Consider the following 16183-nt stretch of genomic DNA (forward strand, 5'->3'; position numbering starts at 1 on the left):
CTTTCACAACGGTGTGTGCCCTCCTGCGCAAACCGTACTTCGGCGCCGGTCCCCCCGACCGGCGCCGCCTTTGTTTCCCCAGTGAGGTTCGAGGGTGAGGTTCGAGCATGCGTAAGGCGCTTCGACTGGCGGTTCTGGCGATGCTGGCCATGCCCGCCGCAGCCTTGGCTGAGGTGCAGGTCAACACGGTCGGCAATGCCGTCGAGGTCCGCAGTGGCGCCGACGTCATGCGCCTGACGGTCTGCGCCGACGGTGTTGTGCGGGTGGTGGCCAGCCCCGACGGCCAGGCGGCGGGCTCGTCGCCGCAGCAGCCGTGGTTCTCCAAGCCGTGCGTTCCTCAGGCGGTGACCCTGACCGACGCCACGGCCACCAGCACCGGCGTCAACACCGCTGCCGGCGGCGGCACGGCCATGGCCGTCGCCAAGGTGCTGAAGACCGGCGACCTTCGCGTCTCGATCTCGCTGTCGGACGGAACCCTGACCTTCCTGGCCCCCGACGACCGCATCCTGCTGCAGGAGATGGGCGAGCGGCCGCGCATCTATGATCCCGCGACGCTTTCGGACGGTTCGAAGGCGTACAAGGTCACCGAGCGCTTCCATCCGGCCTTGCGTCAGGGGCTCTATGGCCTCGGCCAGCATCAGTCCGGCCAGTTCAACTACCAGGGCGCGGTGGTGCGCCTGGCACAGGCCAATACCGACATCGCCCATCCGCTGATGATGTCGACGCAGGGTTTCGGCCTGCTGTGGAACACCGCCTCGGCCTCGACCCTGGACAACCGCTTTCCGACCGAACTGACCCTGAGCGCCGACGTCGGCCAGGCGATCGACTACGTCTTCCTGTACGGTCCCGAGTTCGACCAGGTGGTCGCCAAGTACCGCGACATGACCGGCGCCGCGCCGCTGTTCCCGCGCTGGGCCTATGGCCTGTTCCAGTCGATGGACCGCTATGCCAGCGGCCAGGAGCTGCTGGACGTCACCCAGCGCTATCGCGACGGCGACGCGCCGGTGGACGTCATCGTCCAGGACTGGCGGTGGTGGAGCCGCATGGGCGATCCGGAGTTCCGCCCCGACGGCTACCCCGAAGTGCCGAGCCTGCTGAAGACCCTGCGCGAGCGCAAGGTCCACACCATGCTCAGCATGTGGCCGCTGCTGTCCAAGTCGTCGCAGCTCTACAAGCTCATGAACGAGCGCGGCTGGCTGATCCCCGGCACGGCGCTCTACGACCCGACCAACCCGGAAGCCGCTGATCTCTACTGGTCGCACCTGGGATCCAAGCTCCTCGACCAGGGCTGGGACTCGTTCTGGCTGGACGGTTCCGAGCCCGAGCTGCACCTGCCGACCATGGCCGAGACCGACCGCACCCTGAACGGCCGCAAGCTGGCGATCGGGCCGGGCGAGCTCTATGGCAACGCCTTCCCGCTGGCCCATATGGGCGCGGTGTCGGATCGCTGGCGCCAGCAGCGCGACGACAAGCGGGTGTTCATCCTGTCGCGCTCGTCGTTCGCCGGCGTCCAGCGTTACGGCGCGGCCTCGTGGTCGGGCGACATCCTCAACGGCTTCCCGGTGTTCCAGCGCCAGATGCAGGGCGGGTTGAACTTCGCGCTGTCGGGCATGCCGTACTGGACCACCGACATCGGCGGCTATTACGGCGGCGTGCTGGACAATCCGCCGACCGGCCCGGCGACCACCGACCCGGCGTTCCAGGAGCTGTATGTCCGCTGGTACCAGTTCGGCGTCTTCAACCCGCTGTTCCGCACCCACGGCAAGCGCGAGAACAACCGCAACGACCTGTTCGCCTATGGCGACAAGACGCCGATCCTGCTGGACTACGACCGGCTGCGTTATGGGCTGATGCCCTACATCTACGGCCTGGCATGGCGGGTCACCGACAAGGCCGACACCATCATGCGGCCGCTGGTCATGGACTGGCGGAGCGACGAGCGGACCTGGAACATCGGCGACCAGTTCCTGTTCGGGCCATCGCTGATGGTCGCGCCGGTGATGAACGCCGGCCAGCGCTCGCGGTCGGTGTTCCTGCCGGGGAGTGCGCCCTGGTACGACTTCTGGACCGGCAAGAAGCTGGCCGGCGGGCAGTGGATCGACGCCGCCGCGCCGCTGGAGAAGATTCCGCTGTATGCGAAGGCCGGAGGGATCCTGCCGCTGGGCGGGGCGGTCGGGTATGCCGACCAGGATCCGCAGGGCCCGCTGGAGCTGCGCGTCTATGCGGGCGCGGACGGGGCGTTCGAACTCTATGACGACGCCGGCGAGAGCTACGCCTACGAGCGCGGCGAGCGGGCGGTGACGCCGCTGGCTTGGAGCGATGGCGCGCGGACGCTGACCATTGGCGCGCGGGTGGGGAGCTTTCCGGGCTTGGTGAAGGAGCGGACGTTCAAGGTGGTGCTGGTTGATGGCGGCCGCGAGCGGGTAAAGACGGTGCGCTACAGCGGCAATCCAATAACGCTCGCCTTCTAACCCAACACCGATCATCCCCGCGAAAGCGGGGATCCAAGCCGAGTCAGTAGTTCTGGCTCGGCCGCGCCACATCCGGAGAGCCAGCTTGGGTCCCCGCTTTCGCGGGGATGAACGGATATTTGTGAGCTTAGAGCATTGCTCGCCGCAGGGCGTCCTGCCAGCGCGCCACGGTCGCCTCGCGGACGTCGGCGCTCATGCTGGGCTCAAACGTCCGCTCGGCCGGCCGTACCCGCGGAGCCTTGATCCCCATGCCCTCTGCCGCCAACCGCGCCGCGCCCAGAGCGCTGAGTTCGGCCGCGTCGGCGCGGATCACCGGGCGGTCGATCAGGTCGGCCAGCAGCTGCATCAGCACGTCGTTGCGCGAGGCGCCGCCGTCGACGTTCAGGGCTGGGAGGTCGCCGTGCAGGTCGGCTTGCATCGCCATGAAGACGTCGTGGATCTGCAAGGCCACCGCCTCCAGCGCCGCGCGGGCCAGGTGGGCGGGCGTGGTGCCCAGATTCATGCCGCTGACCAGGCCTCGGGCCTCGTCACGCCAGTGCGGGGCGCCCAGGCCGGCCAGGGCCGGGACAAGGGCGACGCCGCCGCTGTCGGGGACGGTCAGCGCCAGATCCGTCAGGGCCAGTTCGTCACGCAGGCCCAGCAGCTTGGTCACGAACGCCACCGTGTGGCCCGAGACCGAGATATTGCCCTCCAGCGCATGCAGCGCGCCGCCGGCCCGGCTCCAGGCGATGGTGCTGGAGAGGCCATGCGCTGACCAGATCCGCTCCCTGGTCACGGTCATCAGCGACGAGCCGGTGCCGCAGGTGGCCTTGATGCGGCCGGGACCGTCCAGGCCGTGGCCGTAGAGGGCGGCGTGGGAGTCGCCCATGGCCGCGTGGATCGGAACGCCGGCGGGCAGGGCGGTCGCGCCGCTGGCCGTCTCACCGAACAGGGCGTCCGAGGGGCGGATTTCTGGCAGCACCTCCAGCGGGATGTCGAACAGCCGCGCCATCTCCGGGTCCCAGGCCAAGGTGGAGAGGTTCATCAACTGGGTGCGCGAGGCATTGCTGTGGTCGGTGGCGTGCGTCGCGCCGCCGGTCAGCTTCCACAAGAGCCAGGCGTCGACCGTGCCGGCTTTCAGCTCTCCCCGCGCCGCGCGAGCGCGACCCTCCGACGCGTGGTCCAGCAGCCACGAAAGCTTGCCGGCCGAGAACATCGGATTGAGCGTCAGGCCGGTGCGGGCGATGGCGTCGGGCTCGTAACCGTCGGCCTTCAACGCCTCGCAGCGCGGAGCCGAGCGGCCGCATTGCCAGATCACGCAGGGACCGACCGGGCGGCCGGTGGCGGCATCCCACAGCACCACGGACTCGCGCTGGTTGGAGAGGCCGATCGCATCGACCGGCAGGCCCATGGCGACGATCTCCTCGATCACGCTGGCGACGCTGGCCCAGATGTCGTCGGCTGACGACTCCGCCCAGCCGGGCAGCGGATAGCTGACCGCCGTCGGGCGGGAGGCTTGGGCCAGGATCTCGCCCTCGGGGCCGACCAGCACCGCCTTGGTGTTGGTGGTGCCCTGGTCGATGGCCAGGATGTTCATCGCGCCAAGAGGTCCCGGGCGGCGTCGGCGATGCCGGCGGCGGTCAGGCCGTAGCGCTCCATCAGGAACTCGGCCGAGCCGGTGGGCAGGAAGCCGGGAAAGCCCAGGATCCGCATCGAGCAGGGGGACTGGGTGGCCAGCACCTCGGCCACCGCGCCGCCCAGGCCGCCACGCACCGAGTGCTCCTCGACCGTGATCACCGCGCCGGTCTTGGCGGCGTCCAGGATGGCGGCTTCATCGAGCGGGGTCAGGGTGGCCATGTTGATCACCTTGGCCTGCACGCCGTCGGCCGCCAAGGCTTCAGCGGCTGCGAGCGCGCGGCAAACCATGGTGCCGTTGGCGATGATGGCGACGTCGCCGCCCTCGCGCAGGGTCTCGGCCTTGCCGATTTCGAAGCTCTCGACGGTGTGCTTGAGCGCCGGCACCGGCATGCGGCTGATGCGGACGAATACCGGCCCGTCGAGGGCGGCGGCGGCCTTGATCGCCTCGCCGGTCTCCCAGGGATCGGAGGGGACGATGACGGTCAGGTTGGCCATCGGCCGCAGCCAGGCCAGGTCCTCGATCGAGTGGTGCGTGGGGCCCAGCTCGCCATAGGCGATGCCGCTGGAGATGCCGCACAGCTTCACATTGGCCTGCGAATAGGCGACGTCGGCCTTGATCTGTTCCAGCGCCCGGCCGGTCAGGAAGCAGGCCGCGCCGCTGACGAAAGGCACCTTGCCGCCGTTGGCCAGGCCGGCGCCGACGCCGATCATGTTCTGCTCGGCGATACCGACGTTGATCAGGCGCTCGGGGAATTTCTTGCGGAAGCCACCCAGCTTGCTGGAGCCGACGCTGTCATTGACCACGGCGACGATCCGCGTGTCCGCCTCGGCCAGGGCCTCCAGCGTCGCGACATAGGCCTCGCGGCAGTCGAACAGGCCGTCGGTCTTTTCGGGATCGTTCACGTCAAGAAAGCTCCGCCAGGGCCTGGGCGTACTGTTCGGCATTGGGGCAGCCGTGGTGCCAGCCGGCCTGGTTTTCCATGTACGACACGCCCTTGCCCTTAACGGTCGCGGCGATCACGCACATCGGCTTCTCGCTCTTGGTCTCGAGGGCGGTGATCAGTGCGGCCGGGTCGTGGCCGTCGATCTCCAGCACGTCCCAGCCGAAGGCGCGCCACTTGTCGGCCAGGGGCTCCAGGCTGACGGTCTCCTCGGTCGGCGCGCCTTGTTGCAGGCGGTTGCGGTCGACGATCAGGGTCAGGTTCGACAGCTTGCGATGGCCGGCGGTCATGGCCGCTTCCCAGCAGCTGCCTTCTTGCAGTTCGCCATCGCCGGTCAGCACGAAGACGCGGAAGTCGGCCTTGTCGATCTGGCCGGCGATGGCCGCGCCGACCGCGACGGGCAGGCCGTGGCCCAGCGGGCCGGTATTGGTCTCGACGCCCGGCAGATAGGTGCGGCTGGGGTGGCCGTTCAGGCGCGACAGCGGCTGGAGGTAGGTCGACAGCTCTTCCTCCGGGAAGAAGCCCGCGCCCGCCAACACCGAATAGAAGGCACCGGTGCAATGGCCCTTGCTCATGATGAAGCGATCGCGGCCCGGCGCGTTGGGCTGGCTGGCGTCGTAGCGCATGACGTCGAAATACAGGACCGCCAGGATGTCGGCCGCCGACAGGTCGCCGCCGGGGTGGCCTTGCTTGGCCTCGAAGATCATCTTCAGCGCGCTGCGACGGATCCAGTTGGCGCGCTGGGCCACATGGGCGGCGCGGCTTGGCAGGTCGTCCGCGCCCTGGCGGTGAACTTGATTCATCTTCGACGGTCTCGCTGGTCGTCGCGGCATACATTGAGGGCGCGTGCGACCGCGGAAGAGGCGCGTTTTTCGACCGCGCTCGATTCCGCCTGGTTCCAGGCCTCCCTCGACGGGCAAACTAGGCGTGGCGGTTTGCGAGTGCAACGACGAAATGCGTCGTTTGTTTTCGATTTTCTTCGTTTTGGTTGGTGTGAGAAAGCGCGCGGGCCTGCGCAGGGAGGGCCGTTTTCGGGGCCTAAGTCCATATGGGCATGGCGGAAATCGCGACCGCCGCCAGTGTGCAATCCCTTTGCGGTAAGGGTCGATTGACAGCCCCAATCCGCCATGACACGTTTCGCCCGAATTCGAAATCATTCGAAAGTAGCGCCGAAAACGGCGCACACTCTGGGGAGTTGCTGACGTTGCGGAAGGCGGGTGAGCAGGATCGCAACGACAGCATGCGCCGGACAGGCCTGGCCCTTGTCCTGGTCACCCTGCTGCCCGTGGTCAGCGCCTGCAAGGTCATCCCCATCGCCGCCGATCGCGCCGCCCGCGAGCGCCAGGCCGGCAGCTTCGACGCCACCCGCTATGTCGACGCCGTCTGGGGCGCCCAGGCAGCGCCCTACTGGAACAAGCAGGCCAAGCCTTTGGCCGAGCTCACCGCGCAGATCGACAAGGATATCGCCGCCGCCGACGGTCGCCAGGCCGGCGACGGCTCGCCCTGGACCTTCGTGGCGAACGGCGAGGGCCAGGTCACGGCCGTGAAGACCAACGCCCGCGCCGGCGCGGTGACCGTCACGGTCGACGGCAAGCCGGTCGAGGTGGTGGTCGGGCCGGTGGTCTCGGGCTCGGCCCTGCGCGACAGCCTGCCATTCGTGACCTTCAACGACTTCTCCAACCAGATCGCCTTCGCCGAGGTCGGCGGGGCCCTGACCAAGCGGGCCCTGCGCCAGGCGCGGCCGGCGGCCGAGGGCCTCAAGCCCGGCGACCGCGTGCGCTTCCAGGGCGTGTTCCAGCTGGGCAAGGCCGGCGATCCCGTGGTCGTCACGCCCGTGCGCCTCGAGCGGGTCGGAGCCTGACGACGTGCTGCGGGCGGAGAAGATCGGCAAGACCTATGGCGGCGTCACGGCGCTGGACGGCGTCGACTTCGATGTGCATGCCGGGGCCGTCAACGTGCTGATCGGCGAGAACGGCGCGGGCAAGTCGACCCTGATGAAGATCCTGGCCGGGGTGGAGCAACCCACCTCGGGCCGCCTGCTGCTTGACGGCGAGCCAGTGCGTTTCGCCTCGGTGCGCGAGGCCGCCAAGGCCGGCGTCGGCATCGTCTTCCAGGAGCTGAACCTCTGCCCGAACCTGACGGTGACGCAGAACATCTTCCTGGGCCGTGAGCCGACCAGGCTCGGCGCCACCGACCACGCCGCCGAGAAGGCCCGCGCCCGCGCGGTGCTGGCCCGCCTGGCCCACATCGACCCGGACGCGCCGGTCGGCGACCTGCGGGTTGGCGAGCAGCAGATCGTCGAGATCGCCAAGGCCCTGGTCGAGGACGCCCGCGTGCTGATCCTGGACGAGCCGACCTCGGCCCTCAGCGCCGCCGAGGTCGAAGTGCTGTTCGGCGTCATCGGCGAGCTGAAGCGGGCCGGGGTGGCGGTGATCTACATCTCCCACCGGCTGGAAGAGCTGATGCGCATCGGCGACTACGTCACCGTGCTGCGCGACGGCCGGCTGATCGCGTCCGAACCGGCGTCCAAGGTCTCGGTGGCCTGGATCATCGACAAGATGCTGGGCGACAAGGCCCGCCAGCGGCCGCGCGGCGGGACGCGCAAGGCCGGCGAGGTCGTGCTGTCGGCCCGTGACATCGCCCTGCCGCGTCGCGGCGGCGGCTTCCTGGTCGACCATGTCAGCGCCGACTTCCGGGCCGGCGAGGTCACGGCGGTTTACGGCCTCTTGGGCTCGGGCCGCACTGAGCTGCTGGAAAGCCTGTGCGGCGCCCGCAACGCCGGCGGGACCGTGATCCTGAACGGCGAGGACGTCTCGACGCTGAGCCTGGCCGAGCGCTGCCGCAAGCGCCTGCGGTTCGTGCCCGAGGACCGCCAGCGCGACGGCCTGTTCCACAATCTGTCCGTGGGTGGAAACCTTGGTCTCTCCAGCCTGCTCGCTTTCCTGTCCGGCGGCCGGATCGGCGAGGGCGCGGAGCGCGGGGCCATCGCCGACATGATGGCCCGCCTGGGCGTCAAGGCGGCGGGCGCCGAGGCGGCGATCGGCTCGCTGTCGGGCGGCAACCAGCAGAAGGTGGTGATCGGGCGGGGCCTGATGACCGGGCCGCTGGTCATGCTGCTGGACGAGCCCAGCCGGGGCGTCGACATCGGCGCGCGCGGCGAGGTGTTCGACACCATGCGCGCCCTGGCCGACCAGGGCCTGGCCGTGGTCTTCGCCACCTCCGACCTGCTGGAAGCCCAGGCCGTCGCCGACCGCGTGCTGGTGCTGGCCGCCGGCCGCCTGACCGCCGACCTGACGATCGAAGAAGCGAGCGAAGCCGCCCTGGTGGCCGCCTCCAACGCCGTCCCGCCCCCCTTTTTGTTTAGGGAGACCGCCGCGTAATGGCGACCGAAGCTACTTCCTCGACCGGGCCGAGCATCGTCGCGTTGCTGCTGAAGCTGCGCGCCCTGATCGCCCTGGCCGTAGTTGTCGCCTTCTTCTCGGTGATGGCCCCCAACTTCCTGTCGGCCTCGAACTTCCTGATCATGTTCAAGCACGTGGCGATCACGGCGATCCTGGCGATCGGCATGACCTACGTCATCCTGACCGGCGGCATCGACCTATCGGTGGGCTCGATCGCGGGCCTGGCCGGCATGGTCGCAGGAGCCCTGATCCTGAACGGCGTGACGCTGCAGCCCTTGGGCGTGGTGGTCTATCCCAGCGTGCCGGTGGTCATCGCCCTCGTGCTGGTGCTGGGCGGGATCGCGGGGCTGTTCAACGGCGTGCTGGTGGCGCGTTTCCGCATCGCGCCGTTCATCGCCACCTTGGGCGTCCTCTACGTCGCGCGCGGCGCGGCCATGCTGCTGTCGAACGGCGCGACCTTCCCCAACCTGGTGGGCCGTCCGGACCTGGGCAACGAGGGTTTCCCGCTGCTGGGCTCGGCCTCGGTGCTGGGTCTGCCGGTAACGGTGATCCTGCTGGCGCTGATCGCCCTGGTTGCCGCCTTCGTCGCCAAGGACACCCCCTTCGGCCGCTGGGTCTACGCCATCGGCGGCAACGAGCGCGCGGCCATGCTGTCGGGCGTGGGGGTCGAGCGGGTCAAGGTCGCCGTCTATGTGATCTCCGGCGTCTGCGCGGCGCTGGTGGGCCTGATTGTCTCCTCCGAGCTGGTGGCCGCCCATCCGGCCAGCGGCGAGACCTTCGAACTCTCCGCCATCGCGGCCGTCGTCCTGGGCGGCGCCTCGCTGTCAGGCGGGCGCGGCACGGTCGGCGGCGCATTGATCGGCGCCTGCGTGATCGGCGTGCTGGGCGATGGCTTGGTGATGATGGGCGTCAGCGAGTTTTGGCAGATGGTCATCAAAGGACTTGTGATCATCGCCGCTGTCGTGCTCGACCAGCTGCAAGGACGTCTCACGGCATCGGGCAGGGCCTGACCGTGGACGCCGTCTCGCAGAGGAGCAAGAGAGCCATGGCTAAGCCGAAGAGCCCTCAAAACGATACCGCCGCCAAGAGCTCGGCCCGCCAGCGCGCCATGGCCACGGCCGGCTCGGGCCTGCTGGCCGAGCCGCGCCGCATGAAGATCCTGGAGTGGCTGCAGGAAGAAGGCAGCGCCAGGGTGCGCGAGCTCTCCGAAGCCTTCGGGGTCTCCGAACCCACCATCCGCCAGGACCTGGAGAAGCTGGAGACCGAGGGCCACATCGTGCGCGAGCACGGCGGCGCCTTCCTGCGCTCGGTGCCCCAGCAGGTGCGCGACATGGCCCTGCAGCACCGGGTCAACATGGAGGCCAAGCGCCGGATCGGCCGCTTGGCCGCATCCTTGGTCACCGACGGCCAGACCCTGATCCTCGACAGCGGCTCGACCACCACCGAGGTCGCTTTGAACCTGCTGGAGCGGCAGAACCTCAACGTCGTCACCAACGCCCTGAACATCGCCCTGACCCTGGGGGCGCTGCCCTCGTGCACGGTCCACATGCCGGGCGGCCAGTTCAAGGCCCCGACCCTGTCGCTGAGCGGCGAGCGCTCGGCGGCCTATTTTGAGGGCCTGTACGCCGAGACCTGCTTCCTGGCCACAGCGGCGATCTCGCTAGAAGCGGGCCTCACCTATCCGTCCCTGGCCGACCTGCCGATCAAGAAGGCGATGATCGCGGCGGCCTCGCATGTCTGCCTGGTGGCGGACTCCACCAAGATCGGCCGCACCTCGTTCTCGTCGCTGGGCGGCGGGGTCGAGGTCGTCCACACCCTGATCACCGACGACGGGATCCGCGACGAGGACCGCAAGGCCCTCGAGGCGCGCGGGATCCGCGTGCTCACCGCCTAAGGAGCGCCATGAAACGCAGCCACCTGATCATCGCGATCGCCGCCGTCGTCGCGGTCGTCCTCGGGATCTCGTGGCTGGCGCCGAAAGGCCGCTCGAACCTGATCGTCATCATCACCCCGTCGATGGACAATCCGTTCTTCGGCCAAGAGGCGCTGGGGGCGGAGGCGAGGGCGAAGGCCCTGGGCTACGAGACCCTGAAGTTCTCGCACGACGACGACGCCTTCAAGCAGAGCCAGCTGATCGACACGGCGATCGCCCGCAACGCCGCCGCCATCATCCTGGACAATGCCGGGGCCGACGCCAGCGCGGCGGCGATCGGCAAGGCCAAGGCGGCCGGCGTGCCGGTGTTCCTGATCGACCGCGAGATCAATGTCCGCGGCCTGGCCACGGCCCAGATCGTCTCCAACAACTTCCAGGGCGCGGCCCTGGGCGCGGAAGCCTTCGTCCAGGCGATGGGCGAAAAGGGCGCCTATGTCGAGCTGCTCGGCAAGGAGAGCGACACCAACGCCGCCATCCGCTCGCGCGGCTTCCACGAGGTGATCGACCAGTATCCGGACCTGAAGATGATCGGCCGCCAGTCGGCCAACTGGAGCCAGTCGGAAGCCTTCGCCAAGACCCAGTCGATTCTGCAGGCCCATCCCGAGGTGAAGGGCGTCATCGCCGGCAACGACACCATGGCCATGGGCGCGGCAGCCGCCCTGGAAAGCGCCGGGCGCGGCGACGTCGTGGTGGTCGGCTTCGACGGCAGCAATGACGCCCGCGACGCGATCCTGGCCGGCAAACTGAAGGCCACCGTGCTGCAGCCGGCCTTTCGCCAGGCCCAGTACGCCGTCGAGCTGGCCGACCGCTTCCTGAAGACCGGCAAGACCGGTCAGCCGGAAAAGCAGCTGATGGACTGTTTCCTGGTCACGTCGGCCAACGCCCGCGACCTCGACAATTTCAACCTCACCCGTCGTTAGTTTCTGGAGTACGCGCTCATGAGCAAGCTGAAGTTCGGAGCCGGCATCTGGCATTTCGCCACCTATGTCGACCGCTACGCCACCGACGGTTACGGCCCGCCCGTCAGCCTGATCGAGGCGATCGACAAGGCCGGCCAGGTCGGCGACCTGTCGGTGGTCGACCTGAACTATCCGTTCGTCGATCCCAAGCTGAGCCTCGACGAGGTCGAGGTGGCGCTGAAGCGCAACAACCTGGGGGTCATCGGCATCACGCCCGAGATCTATACCCGCCAGTTCTCGAAGGGCGCCTTCACCAATCCCGATCCGGGCATCCGCCGCCTGGCCAACGAGATGTGCAACGATGCGGCCAATGTCGTCCGCCGCTTCGGCGCCGACTACGTCAAGCTGTGGCCGGGTCAGGACGGCTGGGACTACCCCTTCCAGGTCGACCACAAGAAGCTGTGGCAGATGTCGATGGACGGCGTCGGCGAGCTGGCCAGCCAGAACCCTGACCTGAAGTTCGTCATCGAGTACAAGCCGCGCGAGCCGCGCAACCACATGAGCTTCGACTCGGTGGCCCGCACCCTGCTGGGCATCGAGAAGATCGGCCTGCCCAATATCGGCATCCTGCTGGACTTCGGCCACTCGCTGTATGGCGGCGAGTCGCCGGCCGACGCGGCCCAGCTGGCCATCGACCACGGCCGCCTGTTCGGCATGGACGTCAATGACAACCTGCGCAGCTGGGATGACGACATGGTCGCCGGCTCGGTCCACCCGATCGAGCTGTTCGAGTTCTTCTACGTCCTGCGCAAGAACAGGTGGGAAGGCGTCTGGCAGCTGGACCAGTTCCCGTTCCGCGAGGACAGCGTCACGGCCGCCAAGCTGGCCATCGACTTTCTGAAGGTCATCGACCGGGCGCTGGACAAGCTGGACTTCGATGCCATGCAGGCCGCCCAGGATCGCCAGGACGCCCTGGAGGCCCAGCGCCTGGCCCGCGCGGCGCTGTTCTCGTCGTACTGAGGATGGGACGGCGGTCGCTCAAGCTGCGGATCCCGGGCGGCGCCGAACGGCGTTTGCCTCGGCCGCGCGGTGGTGAACGACCGGCCTTCCACCGCGCCCGAGGGGCGGTCGAGATCCGCTATCTGGACTTCGAACCGGCCTTGCTCCAGTTTCCGGACATGGCGCTCCACAAGACAGACGGAGGGCTGGTCGAGGCGCCGATCGCCAAGCGCAAGCTCTCCGACCATGTCCTCGACCGCCTGAAGGCGATGATCACCTCGGGCGAGTACGCGCCGGGCGAGGCGCTGCCGTCCGAGCGCGAGCTGATGGTCCGCTACGGCGTGGGCCGGCCGGCGATCCGCGAGGCGATGCAGACCCTGGCGACCCAGGGCCTGATCACCATCAAGCACGGCGAGCGGGCCCGCGTGCGGCCGCTCAGCGCCAAGGCGGCCGTCGGCCAGCTGGACCTGGTGGCTCAGCTGATGCTGTCGGCCTCGCCGAACATGGTCGAGAACCTGAAGGAAGCCCGCCGCTTCTTCGAGCGCGGCATGGTCCGCGAGGCGGCGGTGAAGGCCGACGCCGCTGACCTGGAGCAGCTGGAGGGGCTGGTCGCCCAGCAGCAGGACGCCCTGGACGATGGCGAGGCCTTCGTCGCCTTGGACCGCCAGTTCCACGGCAAGCTGGCCGCCATCTCCCGGAACGCCATCTTCGACGCGGTCGCCGAGGCGATGCTGGGCTGGCTTCACCTGGAGCTGGACGCGGCGGCGCGCGGCAAGCTGGTTGCGGAATACGGCCAGATCGTCGAACGCCTGCGGGCCCGCGACGCTGATGGGGCAGAGGCCGCGCTGCTGCGCGCGCTGGACCTGGCCGAGGCTTAAGGTCGGATCCCTTAGTTTTCCGAACTCTACCCCAAACCCGACTTTCCCCGCGAAAGCGGGGATCCAAGCCGGGCCAGAGGGTTTTGCTCCGCCGCTCCCCATCCTGAAAGCCAGCTTGGGTCCCCGCTTTCGCGGGGATGATCGGTGATGAGGGGACCTGCTCTAGTCCGGCCGGACCACGAAGTTTCCGGTTCCGGGCAGCCGGCTGGTCTTGATCCAGTCCGCGGTGATGTCGAACAGACCGGCCGAATAGGCGCTGGTCGTGGTCCCTTCCGCCGTCTTGGTGCGCTCGATCAGGCCGTGGTCGGCCTTGGGGAACACCACCACGCTCACGTCCCGTCGATGCTGCTGGATCTCCCGCAGGATGGACTGCGTGCCCGCATTCGGGGCCTGGCGGTCGCTGCCGCCCAGCAGCCACAGCTGGCGGGGCTTGATCGTCTCGATCACCGGACGGGGCTCGTAGCCAAAGCTGAGACCCTGAGAGGCCGCCGCGCCGCCGGCCTTGGCGTCGGCGCTGGACATCGTCAGCAGGATGCCGGTGTAGGAACGCGGCTGGATCGTCTTCATCCAGGGTTCGCCGACGTGCTCGGTGCGGAAGGCGTCCAGCTCTGTGAAGCCTTCTCGGAAGTTGGAGAGCACGATCCGCGCGGTGAGCGCGGTGAGCGTCGCCGCCTTGGCCATATCTTCCGCCGGGAAGCCGGCCAACTGCGCCTCGACCACCTGGCGGTCCTGGGCGATCGGACCTTCGGCCATCGCGAAGGCGGGGATGACGAAATCCAGTGGGGTCAGGGTCGCCGTCAACGGCGCGACCCAGCCGCCTTGGCTGCCGCCGATCACGCCGACCTTACGGATGCCGGGCGCCAGGCGGCGAGCTTCTTGGACGGCGGCGGCCGTATCGCGCGCCCGCACCTGGAAATCAGCCGACAGCGCGCCGCTGGACGTGCCCGTGCCGCGCTTGTCATAGACAAAAACCGACACGCCACGACGCGCCAGCTCGTACTGCCACACAGTATCATCCGTTGACGGATCATTATTGGAGCCGTCGATCCAAACGGCCAGGGCCTTGGCGCCCGCTGGCATGACCAGCTTGCCGTGCAGCCTGATGCCGTCGCTGGAGAAGGTCGTGTCCGTCTCGGTCAGCGGCTGGCGCGAGCCTTGTTCGCCAGCGAGCTTCAAGCGGCCGGTCTCGCAAGGTTCAAAGGCGACCGTGAGCGTGCCGGCAGAGTACGTGCCGTCCGGGCCTTCGCGCAGCCGGCCGAACGCGCCGGTCGACAGGGTGTAGCGCAGGTTCCGGGCATGGCCGCCGTCTCCGGTGATGGTCACGACCTTGCCGGCGGGCAGGGCGTAGGCGCCGAGCCGGCACCGCAAGGCCGCGTCGAGGTGGGTCTGTGGCACGGCGTCCAACTGAGGCGAGGCGGCCGCGACGAGCGCGGCGGCGAGAAGGGCGAACATGGTCGGTCTCGGGCTTGAGGAGGTTTCCCGCCTCCTCGCCGACCATGCCCTCGTCCGCCAGTCCCGCTTTCGCGAACGGCGCCGGGTCTTCGTAAGCGGCGCCTACTTCTTCTGGGCCGTCACGCTGCCGACTCGCACTGGCGAATTGTACTCGCGCGCCGACTTGATCACGTAGGCCTTGAAGGCGTCGGCGGTCTTCAGCGTGGGGCCTTCGCTCCAGGCGGCGGCGATCATGTATTCGAAGCGGTTGTCCTTGGTCGGGGCGACCTTGAAGACGTGGTTGCCCTGGCGCTCGGGGCTGGAGACGTAGATCGGCTTGTAGGCGTCGCGCACGACCAGGGCAGAGCCGGCATAGTCGATGCGGAAGCCGTTCTGCACCGCCTCCTTGTCGTCGGGGTTGCGCACCAGCTCGCTGCCGCCGGTGATGGCCACGCCGCCTTGCTGGTAGAGGATCTCTTCCGGGGCGTGCTTGCGGATGCCCGCCGCCCAGGCCGCGCCCTTGGCCTTGGGCGCGAAGGTCTTGAAGGTCACGCGGGCCGTCGAATAGTTCTGGCCGGCATAGGCCGTGTAGAGCTGCTCGACCTCGTAACGTCCCTTGCCGCTGTCCCAGTTCATGGTCTTGACGCGGATCATGCTGCGCAGCGGACCGTTGGTCACGACCTCGAAGGCGTAACGGGTGTCGGTCACGCCGTTGCCGTTGAAGCGGTTGGCCTGGTCCGACTTCGGCGTGAAGCGCGGGCGCGAGATCGCGTCGGATTTCGCCGGATCGTCGAACACGCCGATGCCGCCGCCGCCGAAGCTGTCATCCACCGACATGATGTCCGAGCCCAGCTTGGGATCGATCCGCGACACCGCATAACCATCCAGGTTCTCGCCATACAGGCGCGGCGACATCAGCATCGGCGCGCGCTTGCCATAGACGTCGGCGTCGGTCGGGAACCACAGCTTCCAGCCGACGGCTTCCGACTCCCAGAACGGCACGGTGTGGCGCATGTAGCTGCCGATGCCGGCATGGGTGCGGTGGGGGTTCCAGCCGCGCTGCTGGAAGCCGCGATAGATGTAGATCGTCTTGGTCTCGTGGACCTTGAGATCGACCTGGAAGAACAGCTCGTCCCACAGGCCGTCGGCGTTCAGGTCGTCCATCTGGTAGTCGACGGCGCGGCCGTTGGTTTCGACGAGATGCCCGTGCGGGCCTTCCATGGCCTGGCGTTCGTGGTCGGGCGCGGGTCGCGGCGCGCCGTCGGGATCGACCAGGGTCACGGTCAGGGCCTGGGCGCCGCGCAGCATCGGTAGCTGTTCGGGCGTGAGGGTCACTGGGCTCGCCACTCGGTCCTCGTCCAGGTCGTTGGTGACCTGGATGGCGATGCGTTCGGTCGGGGCGAAGGCGCCTTGGGTGTACCAGGGGTGGGCGGCGGCGTGCGTCGCGCCGGCCAGGGAAAAGGCGAGCGCCGAGGCGGCGAACAGACGGCGGTCGATAAGCATGGTTGGCCTCCCTGGCTTTGCGCCATCAAAGGCGACGCCGCTAGGGAAGGCAAGCTGATATACTCATCATACCAGCTTTCGTTTCAGGGCCTGGACGCTATTGTGCGGGC

General features: G+C 68.4%; 13 protein-coding genes. 8 read left to right on the forward strand and 5 right to left on the reverse strand.

The genetic code is table 11. The features are described 5' to 3' along the window. Positions 1 to 107: 107 nt before the first annotated feature. Complete coding sequence (locus J7528_RS15760) at positions 108 to 2471, forward strand: TIM-barrel domain-containing protein (RefSeq protein ID WP_291876221.1); 2364 nt, start codon at positions 108 to 110, stop codon at positions 2469 to 2471. A gap of 127 nt (positions 2472 to 2598) precedes the next feature. Here J7528_RS15760 and J7528_RS15765 read toward each other — a convergent pair whose 3' ends face one another. The 3 genes from J7528_RS15765 to J7528_RS15775 are packed head-to-tail and all read right to left on the reverse strand — an operon-like array spanning position 2599 to position 5832. After that, positions 2599 to 4047, reverse strand: coding sequence for an FGGY-family carbohydrate kinase (locus tag J7528_RS15765; protein ID WP_291876224.1), 1449 nt, complete (start codon positions 4045 to 4047; stop codon positions 2599 to 2601). Continuing rightward, entirely contained in the window at positions 4044 to 4991 is a 948-nt protein-coding gene (locus J7528_RS15770; RefSeq protein ID WP_291876226.1) for a transketolase C-terminal domain-containing protein, read from the reverse strand. The genes J7528_RS15765 and J7528_RS15770 overlap by 4 nt, the downstream gene beginning before the upstream one ends. A 1-nt stretch (position 4992) precedes the next feature. Next, positions 4993 to 5832 carry a transketolase gene (locus tag J7528_RS15775; protein ID WP_291876228.1) on the reverse strand — a complete coding sequence of 280 codons (840 nt, stop codon included), beginning with the start codon at positions 5830 to 5832 and terminating at the stop codon, positions 4993 to 4995. A 401-nt stretch (positions 5833 to 6233) separates the two neighbouring features. Between J7528_RS15775 and J7528_RS15780 the strand changes: the two genes are divergently transcribed. Genes J7528_RS15780 through J7528_RS15810 form a run of 7 tightly spaced genes read left to right on the forward strand, consistent with a single transcriptional unit; the run spans position 6234 to position 13139 of the window. Beyond that, positions 6234 to 6890 (forward strand): DUF2291 family protein, encoded by a 657-nt coding sequence (locus tag J7528_RS15780; protein WP_291876231.1) that lies wholly within the window; start codon positions 6234 to 6236, stop codon positions 6888 to 6890. A 4-nt stretch (positions 6891 to 6894) separates the two neighbouring features. Further along, positions 6895 to 8409, forward strand: coding sequence for a sugar ABC transporter ATP-binding protein (locus J7528_RS15785; protein ID WP_291876234.1), 1515 nt, complete (start codon positions 6895 to 6897; stop codon positions 8407 to 8409). Continuing rightward, the gene (locus J7528_RS15790; protein WP_291876236.1) at positions 8409 to 9440 is read left to right on the forward strand and encodes an ABC transporter permease; all 1032 of its coding nucleotides are present in this window, start codon (positions 8409 to 8411) and stop codon (positions 9438 to 9440) included. The genes J7528_RS15785 and J7528_RS15790 overlap by 1 nt, the downstream gene beginning before the upstream one ends. Before the next feature lie 35 nt (positions 9441 to 9475). After that, entirely contained in the window at positions 9476 to 10324 is an 849-nt protein-coding gene (locus J7528_RS15795; protein WP_291876239.1) for a DeoR/GlpR family DNA-binding transcription regulator, read from the forward strand. 8 nt (positions 10325 to 10332) lie between these two features. Next, positions 10333 to 11283 carry a D-ribose ABC transporter substrate-binding protein gene (locus J7528_RS15800; RefSeq protein WP_291876241.1) on the forward strand — a complete coding sequence of 317 codons (951 nt, stop codon included), beginning with the start codon at positions 10333 to 10335 and terminating at the stop codon, positions 11281 to 11283. Between the two features lie 18 nt (positions 11284 to 11301). Next, a complete protein-coding gene (locus tag J7528_RS15805) occupies positions 11302 to 12282 on the forward strand; it encodes a TIM barrel protein (protein WP_291876243.1) in 981 nt (326 codons plus the stop codon). A gap of 53 nt (positions 12283 to 12335) precedes the next feature. Next, a complete protein-coding gene (locus J7528_RS15810) occupies positions 12336 to 13139 on the forward strand; it encodes a GntR family transcriptional regulator (RefSeq protein ID WP_291876245.1) in 804 nt (267 codons plus the stop codon). 162 nt (positions 13140 to 13301) lie between these two features. On the opposite strand, the gene J7528_RS15815 is transcribed toward J7528_RS15810, so the two are convergent. After that, positions 13302 to 14591 carry an alpha/beta fold hydrolase gene (locus J7528_RS15815; protein ID WP_291876247.1) on the reverse strand — a complete coding sequence of 430 codons (1290 nt, stop codon included), beginning with the start codon at positions 14589 to 14591 and terminating at the stop codon, positions 13302 to 13304. A 102-nt stretch (positions 14592 to 14693) separates the two neighbouring features. Beyond that, entirely contained in the window at positions 14694 to 16073 is a 1380-nt protein-coding gene (locus J7528_RS15820; RefSeq protein WP_291876250.1) for a DUF4861 family protein, read from the reverse strand. Positions 16074 to 16183: the final 110 nt, after the last annotated feature.

The organism is Caulobacter sp. (assembly GCF_017744445.1).
Classification (GTDB): Bacteria; Pseudomonadota; Alphaproteobacteria; order Caulobacterales; family Caulobacteraceae; genus Caulobacter.